Source organism: Streptomyces sp. NPDC006743 (genome assembly GCF_040703815.1).
Classification (GTDB): Bacteria; Actinomycetota; Actinomycetes; order Streptomycetales; family Streptomycetaceae; genus Streptomyces.
Window position 1 is genome coordinate 1 of record NZ_JBEYJA010000076.1, and the last position, 22,227, is coordinate 22,227.

General features: G+C 74.5%; 18 protein-coding genes. 14 read left to right on the forward strand and 4 right to left on the reverse strand.

Features of this window, described 5'->3' with window-relative positions; translation table 11 throughout:
- Window positions 1-190 precede the first annotated feature (190 nt).
- The 5 genes from ABZ719_RS34530 (at window position 191) to ABZ719_RS34550 (ending at window position 5,006) form a co-directional block, all read left to right on the forward strand.
- On the forward strand, window positions 191-1,165 hold the full coding sequence (locus tag ABZ719_RS34530; RefSeq protein WP_366729116.1) for a slipin family protein: 975 nt from the start codon (window positions 191-193) through the stop codon (window positions 1,163-1,165).
- Between the two features lie 73 nt (window positions 1,166-1,238).
- A complete protein-coding gene (locus tag ABZ719_RS34535) occupies window positions 1,239-2,843 on the forward strand; it encodes an FAD-dependent oxidoreductase (RefSeq protein ID WP_366729117.1) in 1,605 nt (534 codons plus the stop codon).
- 93 nt (window positions 2,844-2,936) lie between these two features.
- Window positions 2,937-3,821, forward strand: a complete 885-nt coding sequence (locus ABZ719_RS34540) for a polysaccharide deacetylase family protein (protein WP_366729118.1) — start codon at window positions 2,937-2,939, stop codon at window positions 3,819-3,821.
- Window positions 3,822-3,953: 132 nt separating this feature from the next.
- Complete coding sequence (locus ABZ719_RS34545) at window positions 3,954-4,175, forward strand: hypothetical protein (protein ID WP_366729119.1); 222 nt, start codon at window positions 3,954-3,956, stop codon at window positions 4,173-4,175.
- 108 nt (window positions 4,176-4,283) lie between these two features.
- On the forward strand, window positions 4,284-5,006 hold the full coding sequence (locus ABZ719_RS34550) for an aminoacyl-tRNA hydrolase (RefSeq protein ID WP_366729120.1): 723 nt from the start codon (window positions 4,284-4,286) through the stop codon (window positions 5,004-5,006).
- A 49-nt stretch (window positions 5,007-5,055) separates the two neighbouring features.
- Here the strand turns inward: ABZ719_RS34550 and ABZ719_RS34555 are convergent, their stop codons facing one another.
- On the reverse strand, window positions 5,056-5,406 hold the full coding sequence (locus ABZ719_RS34555; RefSeq protein ID WP_366729121.1) for an antibiotic biosynthesis monooxygenase family protein: 351 nt from the start codon (window positions 5,404-5,406) through the stop codon (window positions 5,056-5,058).
- 302 nt (window positions 5,407-5,708) lie between these two features.
- On the opposite strand from ABZ719_RS34555, the gene ABZ719_RS34560 reads away from it, so the two are divergent.
- The 3 genes from ABZ719_RS34560 to ABZ719_RS34570 all read left to right on the forward strand — a co-directional run bounded on the left by ABZ719_RS34560 (window position 5,709) and on the right by ABZ719_RS34570 (window position 10,298).
- Entirely contained in the window at window positions 5,709-7,229 is a 1,521-nt protein-coding gene (locus ABZ719_RS34560) for a DUF692 domain-containing protein (protein ID WP_366729122.1), read from the forward strand.
- 280 nt (window positions 7,230-7,509) lie between these two features.
- The gene (locus tag ABZ719_RS34565; RefSeq protein WP_366729123.1) at window positions 7,510-8,295 is read left to right on the forward strand and encodes a TIGR04222 domain-containing membrane protein; all 786 of its coding nucleotides are present in this window, start codon (window positions 7,510-7,512) and stop codon (window positions 8,293-8,295) included.
- Between the two features lie 320 nt (window positions 8,296-8,615).
- Window positions 8,616-10,298, forward strand: coding sequence for an alpha/beta hydrolase (locus ABZ719_RS34570; protein ID WP_366729124.1), 1,683 nt, complete (start codon window positions 8,616-8,618; stop codon window positions 10,296-10,298).
- A gap of 118 nt (window positions 10,299-10,416) precedes the next feature.
- On the opposite strand, the gene hemQ is transcribed toward ABZ719_RS34570, so the two are convergent.
- Window positions 10,417-11,148 (reverse strand): hydrogen peroxide-dependent heme synthase, encoded by a 732-nt coding sequence (hemQ, locus tag ABZ719_RS34575; RefSeq protein WP_366729125.1) that lies wholly within the window; start codon window positions 11,146-11,148, stop codon window positions 10,417-10,419.
- A 4-nt stretch (window positions 11,149-11,152) separates the two neighbouring features.
- Complete coding sequence (gene hemG, locus ABZ719_RS34580; protein ID WP_366729126.1) at window positions 11,153-12,616, reverse strand: protoporphyrinogen oxidase; 1,464 nt, start codon at window positions 12,614-12,616, stop codon at window positions 11,153-11,155.
- A gap of 173 nt (window positions 12,617-12,789) precedes the next feature.
- Here hemG and ABZ719_RS34585 point away from each other — a divergent pair, with 173 nt between their 5' ends.
- The 4 genes from ABZ719_RS34585 (at window position 12,790) to ABZ719_RS34600 (ending at window position 18,868) form a co-directional block, all read left to right on the forward strand.
- Window positions 12,790-13,860 (forward strand): DUF4349 domain-containing protein, encoded by a 1,071-nt coding sequence (locus tag ABZ719_RS34585; RefSeq protein WP_366729127.1) that lies wholly within the window; start codon window positions 12,790-12,792, stop codon window positions 13,858-13,860.
- A gap of 70 nt (window positions 13,861-13,930) precedes the next feature.
- Entirely contained in the window at window positions 13,931-15,370 is a 1,440-nt protein-coding gene (locus ABZ719_RS34590; protein WP_366729132.1) for an FAD-dependent oxidoreductase, read from the forward strand.
- A gap of 93 nt (window positions 15,371-15,463) precedes the next feature.
- Window positions 15,464-16,282 (forward strand): rhomboid family intramembrane serine protease, encoded by an 819-nt coding sequence (locus ABZ719_RS34595; protein WP_366729128.1) that lies wholly within the window; start codon window positions 15,464-15,466, stop codon window positions 16,280-16,282.
- 210 nt (window positions 16,283-16,492) lie between these two features.
- Complete coding sequence (locus tag ABZ719_RS34600; RefSeq protein WP_366729129.1) at window positions 16,493-18,868, forward strand: glycosyl hydrolase family 18 protein; 2,376 nt, start codon at window positions 16,493-16,495, stop codon at window positions 18,866-18,868.
- A 92-nt stretch (window positions 18,869-18,960) separates the two neighbouring features.
- Here ABZ719_RS34600 and hemE read toward each other — a convergent pair whose 3' ends face one another.
- Window positions 18,961-20,031 (reverse strand): uroporphyrinogen decarboxylase, encoded by a 1,071-nt coding sequence (gene hemE, locus ABZ719_RS34605; RefSeq protein ID WP_366729130.1) that lies wholly within the window; start codon window positions 20,029-20,031, stop codon window positions 18,961-18,963.
- A gap of 125 nt (window positions 20,032-20,156) precedes the next feature.
- On the opposite strand from hemE, the gene ABZ719_RS34610 reads away from it, so the two are divergent.
- Complete coding sequence (locus ABZ719_RS34610) at window positions 20,157-20,831, forward strand: DUF3000 domain-containing protein (protein ID WP_366729131.1); 675 nt, start codon at window positions 20,157-20,159, stop codon at window positions 20,829-20,831.
- Window positions 20,832-21,271: 440 nt separating this feature from the next.
- Window positions 21,272-21,928 carry a response regulator transcription factor gene (locus ABZ719_RS34615; RefSeq protein WP_037856131.1) on the forward strand — a complete coding sequence of 219 codons (657 nt, stop codon included), beginning with the start codon at window positions 21,272-21,274 and terminating at the stop codon, window positions 21,926-21,928.
- Window positions 21,929-22,227: the final 299 nt, after the last annotated feature.

The window sequence follows — 22,227 nt, forward strand, 5'->3', positions numbered from 1 at the left end:
AGGCGCCGCCGTGCACGAAGACGACGACGGGTACGGGACCGGCGGCCGCTTCGGGCAGCCACAGGTCCGCCTCCAGCGGGCGGCTGCCGTCGGGCTCCCCGGCAGGGACTCGACCGCGTTCTCGGGGCGGGCATATCGTTGGACAAGGCCCCTCACGGGCGTTCGGACGACTGGTCGAGGAGTCGTCATCATGCTTCAGGACGTACTGACCGCCGTAATCACCGCGGGCTGCGCCGGTCTCGTGTACCTCGCGGCGGCGGCGCGGGTCGTCAAGCAGTACGAACGCGGGGTGGTGCTGCGGCTCGGGCGGTTCGCCGGAGGTCCGCGCCCGCCCGGCTTCACCATGATCGTTCCCTTCGTGGACCGGCTCTACAAGGTGAACATGCAGATCGTCACGCTGCCGATCCCGGCCCAGGAGGGCATCACCCGCGACAACGTGACCGTGCGCGTGGACGCCGTCGTCTACTTCAAGGTGGTCGACCCCGCCAACGCCGTCATCCAGGTCGAGGACTACCGGTTCGCGGTGTCGCAGATGGCGCAGACCTCTCTGCGCTCGATCATCGGCAAGAGCGATCTGGACGACCTGCTGTCCAACCGCGAGAAGCTCAACCAGGGCCTGGAGCTGATGATCGACAGCCCGGCCATCGGGTGGGGTGTGCAGATCGACCGGGTGGAGATCAAGGACGTCTCCCTGCCGGACACGATGAAGCGGTCCATGGCCCGGCAGGCGGAGGCCGACCGGGAGCGGCGGGCGAGGATCATCAACGCCGACGCGGAACTCCAGGCGTCGAAGAAGCTCGCCGAGGCCGCCCAGCAGATGGCCGACACGCCCGCGGCGCTGCAACTGCGGCTCCTGCAGACGGTGACGGCGGTGGCCACGGAGAAGAACTCGACCCTGGTCCTGCCCTTCCCCGTCGAACTGCTGCGCTTCCTGGAGAGGGCGGCCCAGCAGCAGACCCCCGGGCAGGCGCCCGCGCCCGCTCCGCCCCCGCCCTCCGGGCCGCCGAAGCCCCTCGGCAACGGCACGGCCCCGGACGTACCCGGCACCCCGCTCGGCACCGCTTCGGTGACGCCCGACGCCGCCCCTGTGACGTCCGACGCCGCCTCCGTGACACCGGTCCGGGCCGCCGCGGACGCCGTCTCCCCGTACGGGGCCGAACCCTGACCGGTCCGCCGGGGTCCCGCGCGCGCCGCCCTCATCCGAGATCAGGCCGGCCGCGACGGGGTACCCGGCGGCCATGAGCGAACATCAGCAGGGCCGGGAGCGGCAGGAGCGGCGGCACGGACGGCGCCGCGTCACCGGTTCGTACTGGATCGAGACGGCACCGGGGCCCGAGCGCCCCGCCCTGACCGAGGATCTCGACGTCGACGTCGTCGTGATCGGCGCGGGCATGGCCGGACTGAGCACGGCGTACGAGCTGACGCGTGCGGGGCTGGGCGTGGCGGTGCTGGAGGCGCGGCGGGTCGCGGCGGGCGTGACCGGTCACACCACCGCCAAGCTGACGGCGCTGCACACCCTCGTCTACGACAAGCTGCGCCGCACCCGCGACGCGCAGGCGGCCCGTCTGTACGCCCGTTCGCAGTCCGAGGCGCTGGAGCACGCCTGGGAACTGGTGGACGAACTGGGCATCGAGTGCGAGTGGGAGACCCGCAGCGCGTACACCTACGTACGCGATCCGAGCCGGGTGGACGAGGTGCGTGCCGAGGCGGAGGCGGCCCGGGACGCGGGGCTGCCGGCGTCGTTCGTGACCGAGACCGGGCTGCCGTTCCCGGTGGCGGGCGCGGTGCGGGTGGCCGGGCAGGCGCAGTTCCATCCGCGCAAGTATCTGCTGGCCCTGACGGCCGACCTGGTGGCGCGCGGTGGTCAGGTGTTCGAGAACACCGTCGTGCGGGGCCTGACCGAGGGCGAGCCGTGCCGGGTGACGACCGCGACGGGCGCCACCGTCCGGGCCCGGCACGTCGTGGTCGCCACGCACTACCCGATCTTCGACCGGGCGCTGCTGTTCGCCCGGCTCTCGCCGCGCCGGGAACTGGTCGTGGCCGGGCCCGTCGACACCGCGGAGGACCCGGACGGGATGTACATCACCCCGGAGGAGAACACGCGTTCGGTACGGACCGCGCCCTACCGCGAGGACGGGGCCGAGGGGAGCACCGCCGACGAGGACGGCAACGGGGAGAGCGGCCGGCGGCTGCTGGTGGTGACCGGGGAGCACTTCACGCCCGGCACCGGGGACACCCCGGCCCGCTTCGACCGGCTGGCCCGGTGGGCGGGCGAGCACTTCCCGGGAGCGGAGCTCCGGCACTCCTGGGCCACCCAGGACATCGACCCCACCGACACCGTGGCGATGGTCGGCCCGCTGCACCAGGCCGCCCGCAACACCTACGTGGCGACCGGCTTCGGCGGCTGGGGCCTGAGCGGCGGCATCATGGCGGGGCAGCTGCTCACCGCGCTGATCACCGGACGGGACTGCCCGTGGCAGGAGCTGTACGACCCGCGCCGGCTGCGGACGGCCGTACGAGAGGCTCCGACGTTCCTGAAGAACCAGGCCGAGGTCGCGCGGCACTTCGTGGGCGACCGGCTGCGCTCCACGCCGCCGGTGGAGGCCATCGCGCCGGGCGAGGGCGCGGTGGTCCGCAGCGGTCTCGACCACCTCGCCGTGTACCGGGACGACGGCGGCGAGCTGCACACGCTCTCCGCGCGGTGCACGCACCTCGGCTGCCTGGTCGCCTTCGACTCCGCCGAGCGTGCCTGGGAGTGCCCGTGCCACGGCTCGCGTTTCGACACCGAGGGCAACGTGCTCCAGGGCCCGGCGACCCAGCCGCTGGAGCGCCGCGAACGGTGAGCAGGGGGCCGCGTCCCGCGGGTGACGTCCGGCCGGGTGACCGCACGGCCCCGCCGCCGTTCATATGATCACAGGCCGCCCTACGTTCGTCGGGTGATCCCACTTGTACGACGTATTACCGGTCTCGCCGCGACCTGTGCCCTGAGCGTCGCCCTGGCCTCGCTCGCCGCGTGCGGCACCACGCGGGCCACCCACGCCGCTCACCCCGTCTCCCCCACCTCGCCCTCCGCCCCCGCCGAGCCGTCCGCGACCGCGCCCTCCAAGCCGCCCAAACTCACTCCCGGACCCGGCGGGCTGACCCCCGTGTTCACCAACGGCCCGCGCGACCGCGGCAAGACGGTCGCGTTCACCTTCGACGCCGACATGACCGCCGACGAGGGCCGGCGCGCGGCGTCGGGCGAGCACTTCGACAACCCGCAGCTCATCGCCACGCTCCGGGCCCTGAAGGTGCCCGCCACGGTGTTCATGACGGGCAAGTGGGCGGAGACGTACCCGGACGAGGCCCGCTCCATCGGCACGGACCCCGGGTTCGAACTCGCCAACCACTCCTACAGCCACTACGCGTTCACCGCTGACTGCTACGGCCTGCCGACCGTCTCCCCGGACCAGGTCCGCTCGGACGTGGAACGCGCGTACACGGCCTTCGCCAAGGCCGGCGTGCCGCATCCGATGCCGTACCTGCGGTTCCCCGGCGGCTGCTACGACACCCAGGTGCTGCGCACCCTCGCGCCCCTCGGCGTCACCGCGGTCCAGTGGGACGTGGTGAGCGGGGACGCGTTCGCCACGGACGCGGACGCCGTGGCCCGCCAGGTCCTGGCCGGTGTGAAGCCGGGCTCGGTCGTGGTCATGCACTGCACCCGCAGCGCCGCCCCCACGACCGAGCGCGTGGTGCGCGCCGTCGTGCCGGAGCTGCGCGAGCAGGGGTACCGCTTCGTGAAGGTGTCCGAGATGATCGGCGCCTCGACGGGCCGCTCCTGACCCGCGCTCCCGGCGCCCGGGCAGCCGCCCCTGCGCGCCGCCCCGCATTCGGCCGCGCCCGCCCCTCCGGCCGGCCTGCTGCCCGGCTGCCCGGCCGGCCCGGACCCGGCAAGGGCGCCCTACGCTGGACACATGAGCGAGGACGCCAGGAACGACGACGACAAGGACGGCGGCGGCCAGGACGGCGGTTACTGCCTGATCGACGCGGCCCGGCCGCCCCGGGCCGACGGGCCGCCGTACGCCGAGTGCGTGCTGTGCCGCGAGCCGACCGAGTACCCGCAGTCGTACAAGGGGATCACCCTCTGCCCCGTCTGCGAGTGGCAGGAGGCGCAGCGCACGGCCTGCTCGGGATGACCTCCGCACGGTGAGTGCGGCTCAGGACGGCGGCCGGGCCCGTCCGGCCGCGGCCCCGCGCGCGGGGGCCGTCCGCCCGTGCGCGCCGTGGTTGGCACACTGGGGGGCGTGACGTACGAGACCTCCGCCGCCGAGAGCCCCTTCCGCACCGAGCCCACCGCGCGGGACCTGGCCCCGCAGTTCGTGCTGCCGCTGGTCGTCCGCATCGAGCGGGCCGCCCCGCCCGCCCGTACCGACGCGCTGGAGACGGCCGCCCGCGCGGTGCTGGTGCTGCTGGACGACGAGCGTTCCGCCGGCGACGGCGTGTGGGCGGGGCCGGTGCGCGACTGGCAGGACGCCCGGATCCGCAAGGTGGTGCGGCGGGCGCGCGGCGCGGAGTGGCGGCGGGCCGAGGCGCTGGAGGGCATCACGGTCACCGGAGCGACCGCTGAGGTACGGGTCTTCCCGCCGGTCCCGCTGGACGGCTGGCCCAAGGACCTGGCGAAGCTCCAGGTCTCCGGCACCGACCTGGACGACCCGGAACCGCCCGCCCCGCCCGCGCCGGACGTCCCGGTGCTCTGGTTCAACCCCGGTCTGGAGATGTCCGCGGGCAAGGCGATGGCCCAGGCCGGTCACGGTGCGCAACTCGCCTGGTGGGACCTCACCGACGAGCAGCGCGCCGCCTGGCGCGACGCCGGTTTCCCGCTCCGCGTGCGCACCGCGGCCCCCGCCCAGTGGCAGCGCCTGACGCACAGCGGACTGCCGGTGGTGCGCGACGCGGGATTCACCGAGATCGCTCCCGGTTCGTGCACGGTGGTCGCGGACCACCCGGCGCTGCGGCAGGGCTCCTAGGGGGTGTCGCGGGACGCCGGACGGCGGGCGTGGGACTACAGCTGCCGTGTCACACGTCGATCCGCTCGAAGATGTGCGGGTAGGACACGATGTCGTCGGGGAACTCGGCCGCCATGCGCTGGAACTCCGGACTGCCGAACGCCCTGGCCAGCGCCTCGGTCGACTCCCACACCGCCACGTTCATCATGAGCCGGCTCCCGCCCGTTCCCCGGTGCATCTGCAGCGAGACGAATCCCGGCTGGGCCTTCATGAACTCCGCCTGCCTGCGGAAGAGAGACAGGAACTCCTCCGCCCTCTCCTCGGGCACGAAGAAGGTGTTGGCCAGGACGATGGGCCCCGTCCTCTCCTTGAACTGCGCGAACATCGGCGTCATCGGGTCCAGCGTCTCCAGCTCGGCCATCTTCGGTCCTCCCTCTCGCTTCTTTCCGGGACTTCTCCATCGTCCCGGCGCGAGCGGACCGTGAAGTCAGCCGCAGCTCCTGTTCCCACGGGCGACTCCGGTCGCAGTGCGTGACGCCGCGTCAGACCTGGGGATGACACCGGCCCGCCCGGGAGGCCGCGTTGCGGGCGAACCCTCAATTCTTGCTCTGAAGTCGCGCGCTGTGCGCTTCCCCGCCGCCCGGCGGGGCCATACCCTCTTCACCCGCGCCGCGCGCGGGCGTTCGGTGACAGGGGGCGAAAGGACCAGGGGGCGCAGGACTCATGGAGCGACTGGGGACGGGGATCGGCTGGCGGCCGGAGATCGCGGACGCCGTGGAGGGCATGCCGGGGATCGACTGGGTGGAGGTGGTCGCCGAGAACGTGTGCCCCGGCCATCCGCCCGCCTCGCTGCGGCGGCTGCGCGAGCGCGGGGTGACCGTCGTGCCGCACGGGGTGTCCCTCGGTCTCGGCGGTGCCGAACGGCCCGACGAGGGACGTCTGCGGGCCCTGGCCGAGCGGGCGGAGGCGCTCGGCTCGCCGCTGGTGACCGAGCACATCGCCTTCGTGCGTGCGGGCGGGCCGCCGACCGCGTCGGAGCGCATCGAGGCGGGCCACCTGCTGCCGGTGCCCCGGACGCGCGAGGCCCTGGACGTGCTGTGCGAGAACGTCCGCATCGCCCAGCGGGCCCTGCCCGTGCCGCTCGCCGTGGAGAACATCGCCGCGCTGCTGGCGTGGCCCGGTGAGGAACTGACCGAGGGGCAGTTCCTGTACGAACTGGCCGACCGCACGGGCGTACGCCTGCTGATCGACGTGGCCAACCTGTACACCAACCACGTCAACCAGGGCGAGGATCCGGCGCGGGCGCTGGCCGAACTGCCGCTGGAGGCCCTGGCGTACGTCCATGTCGCGGGCGGGTTCGAGCGGGACGGCGTCTGGCACGACAGCCACGCGCACCCGGTCCCCGGACCGGTGCTCGACATCCTGACCGACCTCGCCTCCCGGGTGTCCCCGCCGGGCGTGCTGCTGGAGCGCGACGAGAACTTTCCCGAGGCGGACACCCTGGGCGGCGAACTGGAGGCCATCCGGAAGGCGGTGGCGCGGGGACGCGCGGGCGCCGCGGAGCGCGCCATCGTCGCCGCGTCGGGGGGCGCGAGCACCACGCCGCGCCGGCCTGCCGTCGTCGGAGGAACGGGGCTCGCCGGAAGCCGGGGCCACTTGAGCGGAGGCCCGGACGGGAGCCAGGAGCACGCGGAGGGGAGCCAAGAGCACGCGCGCGGGAGCGCGGAGGGGAGTCAGGAGTACGCGCGCGAGAGCGCGGACAGGAGCCAAGAGCACGCGCGCGGGAGTGCGGACGGGTGGGGCGGCGAGCCGGCGGCGGCCGTCGCGGAGCCGGTCCGCCAGCGGCTCGCGCTCGCGCAGACCGCGCTCCTGTCGGCGCTCGTCGCCGGGACGCCCGCCCCGGAGGGCTTCGACCGCAAGCGGCTCGCGGTGCAGGCCCGGGCGCTCGCGTCGAAGCGGGCCGGTGTGGTGGCCAAGGTGGCGCCCGAGCTGCCGGTCATCCTCGGATCCGGGTACCGTGCCGCCTTCCTCGCGTACGCGCAGGAGCATCCGATGCGCGGCGGCTACCGTCTGGACGCGCTGACGTTCGCGGAGTCCCTGCTGCTCGCCGGGCAGCCGCAGGAGGCGGGTGCCCGCCGGGACCTGCGGGAGTGGTGGCTGGAACGGTCGGGGCCCGCGCCGCGCTCCCGCCGGCCGGTGGTCCGCGCGGCCCGGGCGGCGCGCCGCATGCTGCTGCGGCGCTGAGACGGGCAGACCCGCGCCCCCGCACGCGGCCGGTGCGCACCGTCCGGCACCTCGTCCTGCCGGCAACGCCCCGGGCGGCCGTGCCCGGCTGACGGACCGTCGGAGCCGCACCGGGCGCACCGGCCCGCGCGCTGCCCTCCCCCGTCGAGTCCGGCCCCCGGACGCGGCGAGGCGACGCGCTGACCTCGGAAAACAAACGGAACGTCACATACAGGCCACACCTGGTCCGGGATGTGAAAAGGGCATGGAGTTTCCCGGATCCCTGACATAGAAATTTGTCATGCTCTGGGTTCTTCTCCTCCTGCCGGCCTGGGCGGCCGCCGGGACGGCGTGCACACGGCTGTGCCTGGTCGCCGTACGGGCGGCGGCCGCCGACACCCCCGACGCCGCCGTGGGCCTGGACCGGGAACTGACCCTGTACGAGGCTGCGTTCCTGTCCGGCGGTCCCGCCCGGGTCGCCGACGTCACCCTGGTCTCCATGGCCCGCCAGCGCCGGCTGCTGCTCGCGCACACCGGCTGGGCCACCGTCGTCGATCCGCGCGGGCGCGACGAGATGGAACGATCCGTCATAGGAGCCATCGGCCCCGAAGGGCAGTCCCGCATCGCTCCCGTGCGGTCCGCCGCGGCCTGCGCGGACCCGGTGCGCAGCCTGGCCGACCGCCTGGTGGACGCCGGCCTGGCGGTTCCGGAGAGTACGGGTTCGGCGGTCGCGGCCGGGATGCGCCAGGTGCGGGCCGCCGCGCTGGCCGTGACCGCGCTGGCGGTGGCGGCGCTGCTGCTGCCCGGCCCGACCGGGATGCCGCGCGGTCTGGTCGCCCTCTGGTTCGCGCTGCCGCTGGCCCTCACCCTGGGCTGTCTGGCGATAGCCCGCGTCGAGATCCACCCGTACTCGCGCTGGGCGTCCCCGGCCGGGCAGCGGCTGCTCGGCACGCTGGCCCGGCGCGTGCGCGGCGGGGACGACGAACGCACCTGCCTCGCCTCCGTCGCCGTGCGCGGCGTCCGCGCGATCGGCGAACCGGACCTGCGCGCCGCATTCGCCCACCGCGACCAGCCCGGGCGGGAGTAGCCCCGCCGGGCAGGAGCGCGCCCAAGGCCGGCCCGGCCGGAGCGCGCGCCCGCGGCCGTCCCGGCCCGGCAAGAGCCCGCCCGGAGCCCGCCCGCGCGCCGTCCCGGCCCGGCAGAGGCCCGCCCGCGCGCCGTCCCGGCCGGCAGGGCGCGCGGGCGGGCCGGAGGGGGCGCATCGGGGGCATCCGTGCCGACATCCGCCACCCGGTGCTTGCCTTCGTCCCCGGGCGCACGAAACATCCCTGGTGCCGCCGCCGGGCGCGCCCTGGTCACCGGCGCGCGGCAATGGCGAGACCGCCGTGCGCCGAAGGGACGACACCGATGAGAGCAGCCGCCGTGTGGACGGTCGCCGGGTCCTTGGTCCTGACCGCCCTCGCCGCCGCGCCCTCCGGCGGCGTGCCGCAGACCGGCCGCACCCCGCGGGGCGGGCCGTGGCCGGCCGGCGGGGCGGACGGGCTGCGCGGGACCGTCGTGGCCGCCGCGCGCGCCCGGCTGACCGGCATCGACTTCGGCCCGTGCCCGGACGCACGGGAGACGCCGGGGTCCATGGAGTGCGGCACCGTGTCCGTGCCGCTCGACTACGCCCGGCCCGACGGCACGCAGATCGAGCTCACCGTCAGCCGGGTGCGGGCCGGCGGCGGGGGTCCGCACTCCGCATCCGGTGCGCCCGCGGTGCCGCGGCAGGGCGCCCTCGTGTTCAACCCGGGCGGACCGGGCGGCGACGGCACGTCCTTCCCGCTGGTCGCCCTGCTGCCGGAGTGGAAGCGGGTCGCCGCCGCCTACGACCTCGTCGGCTACGCCCCGCGCGGGGTGGGCCGTTCGGCGCCGCTGTCCTGCGTGGACCCCGGGGACTTCTTCAAGGCGCCGAGCGCGGCCCCGGAGCATCCCTCGGCGGCGTACAAGAGGAAACGCGTCGCCGAGGCGCGGGCCTACGCCCGCGGCTGCGCCCGGCGTTCCGGGCCCGGTCTGCGCTTCTACACCTCGCTCGACAACGCCCGGGACCTGGAGGTGCTGCGCGCGGCGCTCGGCGAGGACCGGCTGACGTTCATGGGCGCCTCCTACGGCACCTACTTCGGCGCGCTGTACGCGACGCTGTTCCCCGCGCATGTGCGCCGGATGGTCTTCGACTCGGCCGTGAACCCCGACCCGTCGCTAATCTGGTACGGCGACAACCTCGGCCAGTCGGCCGCGTTCGAGGTCCGCTGGGCGGACTTCAGGGCGTGGGTGGCCCGGCACGACGACGTGTACGGGCTGGGGCGCACGGCGCGGGCGGTGGGGGCCGCCTACGAGAAGGCGCGCGCACGCCTGGCCGCCCGGCCGGCCGGCGGCCAGGTGGGCCCCGGGCAGTTGCAGGGCGCGTTCCTGAACGCCGGGTACGACGACGACTTCTGGCCCATGGCCGCCGACGCCCTGGCCGCCTATCTGAGAGGCGACGAGAAGCCGCTGGTCGCGCTGGCCGCGCCGTACCGGGCGGGGGCGGCCGAGGCGGAGAACAGTGCCGCGGTGTACACGGCCGTGGAGTGCAACGACGCGCCCTGGCCGACCGACTTCCGGGTCTGGGACCGGGACAACACGCGGCTGGCCCGCACCGCGCCGTTCGAGACGTGGGGCAATGTGTGGGCGAACCTGCCGTGCGCCTACTGGCCGGTGCCCCGGCAGCGGCCCCTGGACGTGCGGACCACGCCGGGCGTGCTGCCGCCCACGCTGGTCCTGGCCGCCGAGCGGGACGCGGCCACGCCCTACGGCGGCGCGCTGGAACTGCACCGGCGGCTGGCCGGTTCCACGCTGGTGACCGAGCGGGGCGCGGGCACGCACGGTCTCGCCTACGGACCGAACCGGTGCGTCAACGCGTACCTGGACGCCTATCTGCTCCAGGGGCGGCTGCCGGGCCGGACCGCGGACTGCGCCGCACGCCCCGAGCCGCGGCCGGACCGGCCGACCTTCCAGGAGACCCGCGGCCGGGAACTGCGGAACGCCCTGAAGGGCGAGGGCGACCGGCCCTGAACGGCGAGGACGACCGCGACCGGTGGTGAAGGGCGAGAGGACCGGCCCGCCCGGGCGACGGCGGCCGGCCGCGGACCTCCAGGGCGGCCGGCCGTCGGCCGGGGCGTGAGCGGAACCGTCAGGCGAGCCCGGCGACCAGGTCCGCCACGTCCTTGCGGCGGCCGGTGAAGAACGGCACCTCCTCGCGGACGTGCCTGCGGGCCTCCGAGCCGCGCAGGTGACGCATCAGGTCGACGATGCGGTACAGCTCGTCGGCCTCGAACGCGAGGACCCACTCGTAGTCGCCGAGCGAGAAGGAGGCGACGGTGTTCGCCCGCACGTCCGGGTAGCCGCGGGCCATCTTGCCGTGGTCGGCGAGCATCCGCCGGCGGTCCTCGTCGGGCAGCAGGTACCAGTCGTAGGAGCGGACGAACGGGTAGACGCTGATGTAGTTGCGCGGCGTCTCGTCGGCGAGGAACGCCGGGATGTGCGAGCGGTTGAACTCGGCGGGACGGTGCAGCGCCATGTTCGACCACACCGGCTCCAGCGCGCGGCCCAGCCTGGTGCGGCGGAAGAGGTTGTACGCCTCCTGGAGCTGGTCGCTGGTCTCGGCGTGCCACCAGATCATGATGTCGGCGTCCGCGCGCAGGCCCGAGACGTCGTACGTGCCGCGGACGGTCACGTCCTTCGCGGCGAGCTGGTCGAACAGCTCCTGGACCTCGTCGGCGTAGCCCGCGCGGTCCTCGGGGAGCACGTCCTTCAGCTTGAAGACGGACCACAGCGTGTAACGGATGACCTCGTTGAGGTCCTTGGCCAGCTTGCCCTTGTTCGGGATCCTGCCGGAGTCGGTGGTGGAGGCGTCGTCACTCATGGGGCTATTCTCCCGCTCCGCCGTGCAGACTCTGCACCGGGTGGGCGGTGAGTTCCTGCACAGCGCGCAGGTCGCCCGCCAGCTGGTCCACCGCGGCGTACGCGCTCGCCACGCACGCGGGGATGCCCACGCCGTCGTACACCGCGCCGCACACCGCGAGGCCCGGCAGCGCGGCGACGTGGGCGCGGACGCGGGCCACGCGCGCGTGGTGGCCGACGGGGTACTGGGGCAGACCGTCGGTCCAGCGGGTGACGCGGGTCCGCAGCGGCACGGCCTCCAGGCCGGTGGCCTCGCGCAGGTCGTGCCGGGAGAGAGCGACCAGCTCGGCGTCCTCGCGCTGGAGGATCTCCGTCTCGCCGTACCGCCCGACGGAGGTGCGCAGCACCAGCACGTCCGGGTCCTCGTCGGCGATCCAGCCCCACTTGGCGGAGGCGAAGGTCGACGCCTTGATGGTGCGCCCGTCGACCGGCGGCACGAGGAAGCCGCTGCCCTCGGGCAGGGCGGCGTCGGCGCGGCGGTAGGCGAGGGTGATCAGGGCCATGGAGGCGTACTCGACGGCCCGCAGCTCCGCGGCCGCGCCGGGGGACTCGGCGTCCAGCAGCCCGGCGGCGGCGGGCGCGGGCGCGGCGAGGACCACCGCGTCCGCGTGCAGGACGCGGCCCGCCGCGACCACGCGCCAGCCGCCCTGCGGCCGCCTGCGCAGCTCCGTCACGGGGCAGCCGGTGCGGATCTCGCCGCCGCGCGCCCGTACCGACTCGGCGACCGCGAGGGGCAGGCTGCCGACGCCGCCCCGAATGCCCGTGAAGACGGGTCCCGTCCGGCCGGCGCGCTGGGCGTCGGCCGCGGCGGCCTGGATCCCGCGGACCGCCTCGGTCAGCGAGGTGTGCCGGCGCGCGGCCTCGAAGAGCTGCGGGACCGCCGAGCGCATCGAGATGCGGTACGCGTCGCCCGCGTAGACACCACCGAGCAGCGGTTCGACCAGGCGGTCGACGACCTCGCGGCCCAGGCGGGCCGCCACGTACTCCCCCACCGCCACGTCGTCGCCGACCTCGGTGCGGGGCAGGCCGGCGTCGCGCTCGACGCGGGCCAGGCCCTCGGCGGAGAGCACTCCGGTGAGCGCGGCGGCGGTGCCGGGGACGCCCATCACATGGCCCTTGGGCATCGGGCGCAGGGTCCCGCGGGTCCACAGGGAGGCGCCGGCGGTCGCGGGCGGCTCCAGCCGGTCCGCCAGGCCGACCTCGCGCGCCAGGTCCACGGCCTCGGGCCGGCGGGCCAGCATCGACTCGGCGCCCAGGTCGACCCGGACGCCCGCGACCTCGCCGGGCAGCAGCTTGCCGCCGACCCGGTCCGCCGCCTCCAGCACGGTCACCCGCGCGCCGCGCTCCAGCAGCCGGTGCGCGGCGGCCAGCCCCGCGATCCCGCCGCCGATGACGACGACCTGCCCCGTGCCCGTACCCGTTGCGCTCATGTCCCCCACTCTCTCAGACCCCGCTGACACTCCCCGCGGGCACTCCCGCCGGGTCCGGGTGTCCCGGGCGAGTCCTGACCGTGACCGCATCGGAACCCGATTCCGGCAACGGCCCGCGCCCTGCGCGAGTCGAAGAGGCGTCAGAGGTCAACACGGCCCAGGGGGTACGCGTCATGCGCGCACGGTGTTCTGTTCGACGTCCGGTCCCATCCGCGCCGGCCCTCGCCGGGCTGCTGCTCGCGGCGGCGCTCGCGCTCGCCGGATGCGGCGGCGCCGGCGACTCCGGCGCCGGCGCGTCCGACAAGGCCGCGGGCAGCGGGGCGCAGCGGGGTGCCCCCGCCACGGGGAACGGCGGCAGCGGGTACGGCGACAGCGGCACCGCGTCCGGCGCGAGGGCCACGGCGCCGCCGAAGGCCGTGGCGAGTCACATCGTGCGCACCGCCTCGGTGACCGTGGAGGTCGAGGACGTGGGGAAGGCTCTCGCCGCCGCCCGCGCGACCGCCGTGGAGGCGGGCGGTTACGTCGGCGACGAGAACACCAGCCGCGACGCGGAGGGCCACGAGCGGACCCGGGTCGTGCTGCGCGTGCCCTCCGGGAAGTACGACGAGGTTCTCGCCGGCCTGGAGGGCACCGGCCGGCTCGTGGAGCGTTCCGCCAAGGCCGAGGACGTCAGCGGCCAGGTCGTGGACGTGGACAGCCGCATCAGGTCGCAGCGGGCCAGCGTCGCCCGGGTCCGCGGCCTGATGGACAAGGCCGGCAGCCTCGCTGACGTGGTCGCCCTGGAGAGCGAGCTGAGCCGCCGCGAGGCCGACCTGGAGGCGCTGCTCGCCCAGCAGGCGTCGCTGAAGGACCGTACGAGCCTGGCCACCATCACGCTGTCGCTGTCCGTGACGCCCGCCCCGGAGACGAAGGCCGCCGACGACGGCGGTCCGGGATTCCTCGACGCCCTGGCGGGCGGCTGGCACGTGTTCGTGACCGTGGTCCGCTGGATCGCCCTGGCGCTGGGCGCGGTCCTGCCCTTCGCCGCCGCGGCCGCGCTCCTGACCGTGGCGTGGCTGCGCCTCGTACGTCCCCGGCTCCCGCGCCGCGCCGCCCCCGCCGCGGCGACGATGACGGCACTGGGGCCGCTCGGACCGGGCGGGCCCGCGACCGGAACCGGCACCGGAGCAGGCACCACAACAGCCATCGCGACAGGAACAGGAACCGACAGCTCCGGTGAGGCGCCCGGCGACGGCCCCCGGTGAGGCGGGCCGCCCCGGGGACCCGGCCGCGGGACCGGGCGGTCCCGGCCGGCCGTAGCGTGTCCGCATGACCATGAGCAACAGCACCAGCGGCGGCACCGGCACGGACACGGGCGGGACCCGCCGGGCGCGGGGCGGGCGGGAACGACTGGTCGTGATCGGCGGGGACGCCGCGGGGATGTCCGCGGCGTCCCAGGCGCGCCGGCTGCGCGGGCCCGGCGAGCTGGAGATCGTGGCGTTCGAACGCGGCCACTTCAGCTCGTACTCGGCCTGCGGGATCCCCTACTGGGTGGGCGGCGACGTCAGCGACCGGGACCGGCTGATCGCCCGCAGCCCCGAGGAGCACCGCGCCCGGGACATCGACCTGCGGATGCGGACCGAGGTCACCGAGATCGACGTGGCCGCGGGCCGCGTCCGCGCGCGGGACGTCGATTCCGGGGCGGAGTCCTGGACGTCGTACGACAAGCTCGTGATCGCCACCGGAGCCCGCCCGGTGCGCCCGGAGATGCCCGGCGCCGACGCGCCCGGCGTGTACGGCGTGCAGACGCTGGACGACGGCGAGGAGCTGCTCGCCGGCATGGCACGCGCGCGTGGCCGCCGGGCCGTGGTGGTCGGCGCCGGCTACATCGGCGTGGAGATGGCCGAGGCCCTGATCAAGCGCGGGTACGAGGTGACGGTCGTCAACCGCGGCCGGGAGCCGATGTCCACCCTGGACCCCGACATGGGCCGGCTGGTGCACGAGGCCATGACGGGCCTCGGGATCACCATGGCCGGCGGCACCGAGGTGACCCAGGTGCTGACCGGGCCGGGGAACCGGGTGCGGGCCGTGGCCACCGGCGACGCGGAGTACCCGGCGGACGTGGTCGTGCTGGGCATCGGGGTGCGCCCCGAGACGTCCCTCGCGCGCGCGGCCGGGCTCCCGCTCGGGGCGCACGGCGGCCTGCTCACGGACCGCGCGATGCGGGTGCGCGGTCACGAGAACATCTGGGCGGGCGGCGACTGCGTCGAGGTCCTCGACCTGGTGTCCGGGCAGCAGCGCCACGTCCCGCTGGGCACCCACGCCAACAAGCAGGGCCAGGTCATCGGCACCAACGCCGGCGGCGGTTACGCGACCTTCCCCGGCGTGGTCGGCACGGCGGTGAGCAAGGTGTGCGACCTGGAGATCGCGCGGACCGGGCTGCGGGAGCGGGACGCCCGGCGGGCCGGGCTCCGCTTCGAGACGGTCACCGTCGAGTCGACGAGCCGGGCGGGCTACTACCCGGGCGCCTCGCCCATGACGGTGAAGATGCTCGCCGAGCACCGCACCGGCCGGCTCCTGGGCGTCCAGATCGTCGGCCGGGAGGGCGCGGCCAAACGCGTGGACATCGCGGCGGTCGCGCTCACGGCCGGCCTGACGGTGGAGCAGATGACCGCCCTCGACCTGGGGTACGCGCCGCCGTTCTCACCGGTGTGGGACCCGGTCCTGGTGGCGGCCCGCAAGGCGGCGGCCAAGGTCGACGCGACGCGGGGGTAGCGCCTGCGGCGGGGCCGGACGGGGGACGCGGGGGCGCGTCCCCCGCGCGGGGGGACACCGGTTCGCCCGGCGCATCCCGGGCACTACTCCTGTGTGGTGATCCCCGTCCATGACGTGAACCCGGTGCGGCGCACCCCCTGGGTGACGTACGCCCTGATCGTCGCGAACGTCGTCGTGTTCCTGGCCACGCCCGGCATCTCCGGCTCCCTGACCGGGAGCAGCACCCTGGCCCAGCTGTGCCACGGGCAGGCCTTCACGGAGCACTGGGCGCTCGTGCCGCGCGAGCTGATCCACCACCGCATGCCGTCGCTGGTGCCGACGGGCGCGGTGGGCGTGGGGGTGCACGGACCGGGCTGCGTACTGGGACCTCCGGCGTACGCCAAGTCCCCCGTGCTGTCGGTGCTCACCGCGATGTTCCTGCACGGCAGCTGGCTGCACCTGCTGGGGAACATGCTGTTCCTGTTCATCTTCGGCAACAACGTCGAGGACCGGATGGGGCACCTGCGCTTCACCCTGTTCTACATCGTCTGCGGCTACGCGGCCGGATACGGGTTCTCGTTGCTGGACGCGGACTCGGGCCAGCCGCTGATCGGCGCGTCGGGGGCGATCGCCGGGGTCCTCGGCGCCTATCTGGTGCTGTATCCGAGGGCCCGGGTCTGGGTCCTCGTACCGTTCCTGATCTTCCTGCCGCTGCGCCTGCCGGCCTGGATCGTGCTCGGGTTCTGGTTCGTGCTCCAGGCGTTCTACTCCGCCGGGGAGGGCGTCTCGGGCGCGGGCACGGTGGCCTACACGGCCCATGTGGTCGGCTTCGTCGTGGGCCTGCTGATCGCGCTGCCGCTGCGCCCGGGCACCCCGCCCCCGCCCGAACCGCGGGGTCTGCTGTTCGGCCGGCGGGCCCGCACGGGCTGGTGAGGCCCGCCCGGGCGCCCGCGGGCCCCGGGACGCCCGACCGGACCTGTTGACTCATTGGTCCAGACCTTCTACGTTGTGGGCGCCTGCCCGAAGCGGCACGGCCGTGCCCCGGCCCGCCCCGCGCACCGGCCTGCCTTCGTCCGGGCACACGCATGCGCACGCGCACGGTTCACCTCACCCCTGTACCACCCCACCATCACAGGGAGAGCCATGTTCCACAGGCGCAGACCACTTCGCGGAACAGGACCACGGCCCGGCGGACGGGCACTGCCCGGCGCGGCGGCACCGCACGCACCCGGCGACCGCGGCACCGCCCGGCTCCGGCGGCGGATCGCCGCCCTGGGGACCGCGCTGCTGCTGCCCGTCGCGGCGCTCACCGTCCTCGCCGCGCCCGCCCACGCGGCCGGCACCCTGACGGCGGTCTTCAGCACCCAGGACAACGGCTCCTGGTGGAAGGGGACGTACGTCGTCCGCAACAGCGGTGCGGCGGCCGTCAGTGGCTGGACACTGGAGTTCGACCTCCCGGCCGGGGTGTCCCTGACCGGGAACTACAACGGTGACGCGACCGTCTCCGGGCGCCATGTGACCGTGAAGAACGCCTTCTACAACGCGAACGTCCCGGCCGGCGGCAGCACCGAGCCGTACAGCTACTGGTTCACGGCGACCGGCACGGCCGCGGCGCCCACCGGCTGCACGGTCAACGGCGACAAGTGCGACGGCACCCCCGACGTCCCCCCGACCGCCCCCGGAACGCCGAAGGCGACCGCCGTCACCGCGCACTCGGTGGCCCTGAGCTGGTCCGCCGCCCAGCCCGGCGACCACACCGTGGCCTCCTACGAGGTGCTGAGCGGCACGGACACCGTCGCGACCGCGACCGGCACCTCGGCGACGGTCACCGGCCTGACGCCCGCGACGGGCTACACCTTCACCGTGCGGGCCAAGGACACCCGGGGCAACCCCGGGCCCGGCAGCGCGCCGCTGACCGTCAGGACGGTCGATCCGTCGACCGACCCGACGCCGCCGACCGCGCCGGGCGGCCTGCGCTCCACCGGCAAGACCTCCTCCAGCGTCAGCCTGGCCTGGGACAGGTCCACCGACAACGTGGGCGTGGCCGCCTACGACGTCTACCGCGGCTCCACGCCGGTCAAGACGGTCGGCGCGGACACCATCTCGGCCACGGTCGACGGGCTCTCCCCGGCCACCGCCTACACCTTCACCGTCAGGGCCCGCGACACCGCCGACAACCCGTCGTCCGCCTCGAACGCGGTGACCGTCACCACCGACGACGTGGCCGGGCAGGGCAAGCAGCTCAAGGTGGGCTACTTCGTGCAGTGGGGCATCTACGGACGCCAGTACTTCGTGAAGAACCTGGACACCTCCGGCGCCGCCGCCAAACTGGACGTCGTCAACTACGCCTTCGAGAACCTGGACTCGAAGGACCTCACCTGCAAGGCGGGCGTGACCAGGGGCACCACCACCGACCCCGAGGACCCCGACCAGGGCACCGACGCCGGCGACGCGGACGCCGACTACGCGCGGCCCATGTCCGCCGGCCAGTCGGTCGACGGGGTCGCCGACGACGGCTGGGGCAAACTGCGCGGCAACCTCAACCAGTTGAAGAAGCTCAAGGCCAAGTACCCGAAGCTGAAGGTCGTCGCCTCGATCGGCGGCTGGACGTACTCGAAGTTCTTCTCGGACGCCGCCGCCACGCAGGCCTCCCGGGAGAAGTTCGTCAAGTCCTGCATCGACGTGTGGATCAAGGGCAACCTGCCCGTCTACAACGGCGCGGGCGGCCCGGGCACCGCGGCCGGCATCTTCGACGGCTTCGACATCGACTGGGAGTGGCCGGGCTCGGAAGGCCACCCGGGCAACCACTACGGCGCCCAGGACAAGGACAACCTGACCGCGCTGCTCGCCGAGTTCCGCAAGCAGCTCGACGCGCTCGGCGGCGAGCACCGGCTGCTGACCGCGTTCACCCCGGCCGACCCGGCGAAGATCTCCGCCGGCTGGGACCTGAAGCGGATCTTCGGCTCCCTCGACTACGCCGACGTGCAGGGCTACGACTTCCACGGTTCGGGCAGCGACAACTCCTGGGAGCCGAAGCGCACCGGTGACGCCTCCAACCTGTACACCGACGCCCAGGACCCCTACCCGTTCCACTTCAGCATCGAGAACGCGATCCAGGCGTACCTCGACGCGGGCGTCGATCCGCGCAAGCTGGTGGTGGGCTTCCCGTTCTACGGGCGCGGCTGGCAGGGCGTGGCCGACGGCGGCGCCGCCGGTGAGTGGCAGGACGCGAACGGCGCCGCCCCCGGCCAGTTCGACACCGAGGCCGGGGTCCGCGGCTACAACAACCTGATCACCAGCTTCCCGTCGATGACGGTCCACCACGACGAGCAGTCGGTGTCGACGTTCGGCTACACCGGCGCGAACGGCCAGTGGTGGTCCTTCGACGACGCCTGGTCGATCGGGAGGAAGACCGCCTGGATCAAGTCCAAGGGGCTGCTGGGCGGGTTCGTCTGGGAGATGTCCGGCGACACACCGAGCGGTCAGCTGATGACCGCGCTGGACGGCGGTCTGAAGTAGCGCGGCGCGGCCCGGGCCCTGCCGGGCCGCGCACGGCTCCCGGGCGGGCGGCCGGCGGACCGCCCGCCCGGGTCACCTCCTGGCCGGACGCCTCAGCGGGCGGTCTGGGTGTGGACGTGGTCCACGAGCCGGGTCAGCGCGTCCGGGTCGGTGGACGGCATGACACCGTGTCCGAGGTTGAAGACGTGCCCCTCCAGCCCGGCGGCGGACTTCAGCACCTCGCGGGTCTTGGCCTCCACGGCCTCGCGGGGGGCGAACAGGACGGTCGGGTCCAGGTTGCCCTGGAGCGCCTTGCCCGGGCCGACCCGGCGGGCGGCCTCGTCCAGCGGGACGCGCCAGTCGACGCCGACGACGTCCGCGCCCGCCTCGCCCATCAGGCCCAGCAGCTCGCCGGTGCCGACGCCGAAGTGGAGGCGCGGGACACCGTACCCGGCGACGGCCTCGAAGACCTTCGCGGAGGCGGGCAGCACCGAGCGGCGGTAGTCGGCGGGGGACAGGGCCCCGGCCCAGGAGTCGAAGAGCTGCACGGCGCTCGCGCCGGCCTCGATCTGCACCTTCAGGAAGGCGCCCGTGATGGCGGCGAGCCGGTCCAGCAGGTCGGCCCACAGCCCGGGGTCGCCGTACATCATCGCCTTGGCGTTCTCGTACGTGCGGGACGGGCCGCCCTCCACGAGGTAGCTCGCCAGGGTGAAGGGGGCCCCGGCGAAGCCGATCAGCGGCGTGCCGCCCAGCTCGCTCGTGAGCAGGCCGATCGCCTCGGTGACGTAGGAGACGTCCTCGGGGGTCAGGTCGCGCAGCCGGGCCAGGTCCTCGCGGGTGCGGAACGGACGCTCGACGACCGGGCCCACGCCCGGCTTGATGTCGAGGTCGACGCCGATGGCCTTCAGCGGTACGACGATGTCGCTGTAGTAGATCGCCGCGTCCACGCCGTGCCGCCGGACCGGCTGGAGGGTGATCTCGGTGACCAGCTCGGGCCGCGTGCAGGACTCCAGCATGCCGATGCCCTCGCGCACCTTGCGGTACTCCGGCAGGGAGCGCCCCGCCTGCCGCATGAACCACACGGGGGTGTGCGGCACCGGTTCGCGCCGGCACGCCCGGAGGAAGGCGGAGTCGTAGGGGGCCGTCGGCGGCCGGTGGCTGGCGGGCGTCTCGTTGGCACTCACGGGGGCAAGTCTCGCACGGCGCCGGGGGCGCGCAGGCCGCGGTGTGCGGCCCCCGGGCGGCGCTCCTGCCTGCGGCGGGGTGTCTTGCCCTGCACAAAGGCCCGGTTCCCCTTAATCTTCCCGGCATGGCTGCGGCTCAGGGACGACTGTCGGACGGCGCTGGCGGAATGGACGACGCGAAGGAGGGGGACGGGAATGCGGGCAGGGCGGATCAGGTCCCGTTGCCCTTCCGGGCCGCCGTCGACGCGCTGAGAGCCGCGCGGCTGCGGCCGCAGGTGGAGATCGAGCAGGTACCGCCGCCGCAGCGGCTGGCTCCGTACGCGTACGCGCTGGAGGCCACCGTCGTCGACGGCGAGCAGGACCTCGCCGACGGCCGCCTGGTGCTGCTGCACGACCCGGCCGGACACGACGCGTGGCGGGGCACCTTCCGGCTGGTGACCCTGGTCCGGGCGGAGCTGGAGCCGGAGATGGCCGCCGATCCGCTGCTGCCGGAGGTGTGCTGGTCCTGGCTGACCGGGGCGCTGCAGGCGCGCGGTCTGACGTACGGGGAGCCGAGCGGCACGGTCACGCGCGCCGGCTCGCACTACTTCGGCGGGCTCTCGGCGCGCCCGCCGGCCTCACAGATCGAGATCAGGGCCTCGTGGACGCCGCGCGAGGGTCTGGGCGGGGTGCCGGACACGGGGGCGCACCTGGCCGCCTGGTGCGACCTGCTCGCCCAGGTGGCGGGGCTGCCGCCGGCCGGACCGGGTGACGCGTCGGTGGTGACACTGCCGCAGCGGCGGGGCCCGCAGTCACGCTGAGTCACCCCGGCCGACGAAGGCCCCCGCCCCCCCTCGACGTCGCATCCGTCTGCTTCTCCTCCCCCCTCCCCCTTTCTCCCCCTTTCTCCCCCTACTTCTCCCTCTTCCCTGTCTTTTCCGGCCGGCCCGGGCGGTGCTCCGCCCGGGCCGGCCGCTGTCGTGCGCCCGCCGCCGTTCGTCTTACCGGCTCCTTGCCGTGTCTTTGTCGATACGGCCACTTTCGAGCAGGTAACGACCCCGAACGGCCCCGAGTGAACCGATTCGACCTTCGGATGATCGACAGTGTGTCCGAATTGCACGCATTGTTACTCACCAGATCGTGATCATTCTCTAAAGGACAACGGGTTTGATGCCGAAGACGACTGTGACCTAGCAAGCACGGTTCGTACCGGCTTCCTCCCCACAAGCCGGCCCCGTCCCCCCCACCCCCAGGAGGCCTGGTGTCCGTTCTCCTCGAGCAGCCCGCAAGCCTGGTCGCCTACCGCCCGAACAAGCCGACCGCCATGGTCGTCGTGGCCGACCCGCGCGTCCGTTCCACCGTCACCCGTCACCTGTGGGCACTCGGAGTCCGTGACGTCATCGAGGCGTCGTCCGTCGCGGAGGCCCGTCCGCGCATCGGCAACCCGCGCGACATCTGCGTCGCCGACGTGCACCTGCCCGACGGCTCCGGGCTCACGCTGCTGTCCGAGACCCGTGCCGCCGGCTGGCCCAACGGCCTGGCCCTGTCCGCCGCCGACGACATCGGCGCCGTGCGCAACGCCCTCGCGGGCGGCGTCAAGGGCTACGTCGTCACCGGCACCCGTACCAACGTCGGACTCCCCACCCGTCCGGGCGCCGCTCCCATCGGCGCCGCCCGGCTGCACCGCCGTCCCCCGGGTGCCCCGAGCCACCCGGGTGGCTACCGCGAGCTGTCCGGCCGTGAGGTCGAGGTGCTGCGGCTGGTCGCCGAGGGACAGTCGAACAAGGCGATCGGCGTCTCGATGGGCCTGTCCGCGCTGACCGTCAAGAGCCACCTCGCCCGCATCGCCCGCAAGCTCGGCACGGGCGACCGCGCCGGGATGGTCGCCGTGGCCCTGCGCACCGGCATCATCCACTGACACCCCCCACCGCCCCGCGCCCGGCCCCCGGCGCTCCCCCGATCGGCCGCCGCCCGTCACTCCACCGCCCGTCCCCTTCCACCCCGTCTCCTCCCCCTCCGGTTCACCTCCGCGCCGTGCTCCTTCCCCCCGGCGCACCGGCCCCTGCCCCGTACCGGCCGTGAACCGGACGTGTCCCCCGACCTGACCGGTTCACGACCCCCGGCGCGCCGCCCCCCGACCCACCCCGCGCCCGCGGCCGCCCCGCCCCGCAACACCAACAACGGGAGCCGCCGCCCAAACAACCAAACAGGAAGAAA

What these genes read in the sequence shown, in the direction of transcription:
- ABZ719_RS34530 (WP_366729116.1), top strand. Translation starts at nt 191, where the DNA reads ATGCTTCAGGACGTACTGACCGCCGTAATCACCGCGGGCTGCGCCGGT.
- ABZ719_RS34565 (WP_366729123.1), top strand. Translation starts at nt 7,510, where the DNA reads ATGCTCTGGGTTCTTCTCCTCCTGCCGGCCTGGGCGGCCGCCGGGACG.
- ABZ719_RS34545 (WP_366729119.1), top strand. Translation starts at nt 3,954, where the DNA reads ATGAGCGAGGACGCCAGGAACGACGACGACAAGGACGGCGGCGGCCAG.
- ABZ719_RS34600 (WP_366729129.1), top strand. Translation starts at nt 16,493, where the DNA reads ATGTTCCACAGGCGCAGACCACTTCGCGGAACAGGACCACGGCCCGGC.
- ABZ719_RS34555 (WP_366729121.1), bottom strand. Translation starts at nt 5,406, where the DNA reads ATGGCCGAGCTGGAGACGCTGGACCCGATGACGCCGATGTTCGCGCAG.
- ABZ719_RS34570 (WP_366729124.1), top strand. Translation starts at nt 8,616, where the DNA reads ATGAGAGCAGCCGCCGTGTGGACGGTCGCCGGGTCCTTGGTCCTGACC.
- ABZ719_RS34610 (WP_366729131.1), top strand. Translation starts at nt 20,157, where the DNA reads ATGGCTGCGGCTCAGGGACGACTGTCGGACGGCGCTGGCGGAATGGAC.
- hemQ (WP_366729125.1), bottom strand. Translation starts at nt 11,148, where the DNA reads ATGAGTGACGACGCCTCCACCACCGACTCCGGCAGGATCCCGAACAAG.
- ABZ719_RS34535 (WP_366729117.1), top strand. Translation starts at nt 1,239, where the DNA reads ATGAGCGAACATCAGCAGGGCCGGGAGCGGCAGGAGCGGCGGCACGGA.
- hemG (WP_366729126.1), bottom strand. Translation starts at nt 12,616, where the DNA reads ATGAGCGCAACGGGTACGGGCACGGGGCAGGTCGTCGTCATCGGCGGC.
- ABZ719_RS34590 (WP_366729132.1), top strand. Translation starts at nt 13,931, where the DNA reads ATGAGCAACAGCACCAGCGGCGGCACCGGCACGGACACGGGCGGGACC.
- ABZ719_RS34585 (WP_366729127.1), top strand. Translation starts at nt 12,790, where the DNA reads ATGCGCGCACGGTGTTCTGTTCGACGTCCGGTCCCATCCGCGCCGGCC.
- ABZ719_RS34560 (WP_366729122.1), top strand. Translation starts at nt 5,709, where the DNA reads ATGGAGCGACTGGGGACGGGGATCGGCTGGCGGCCGGAGATCGCGGAC.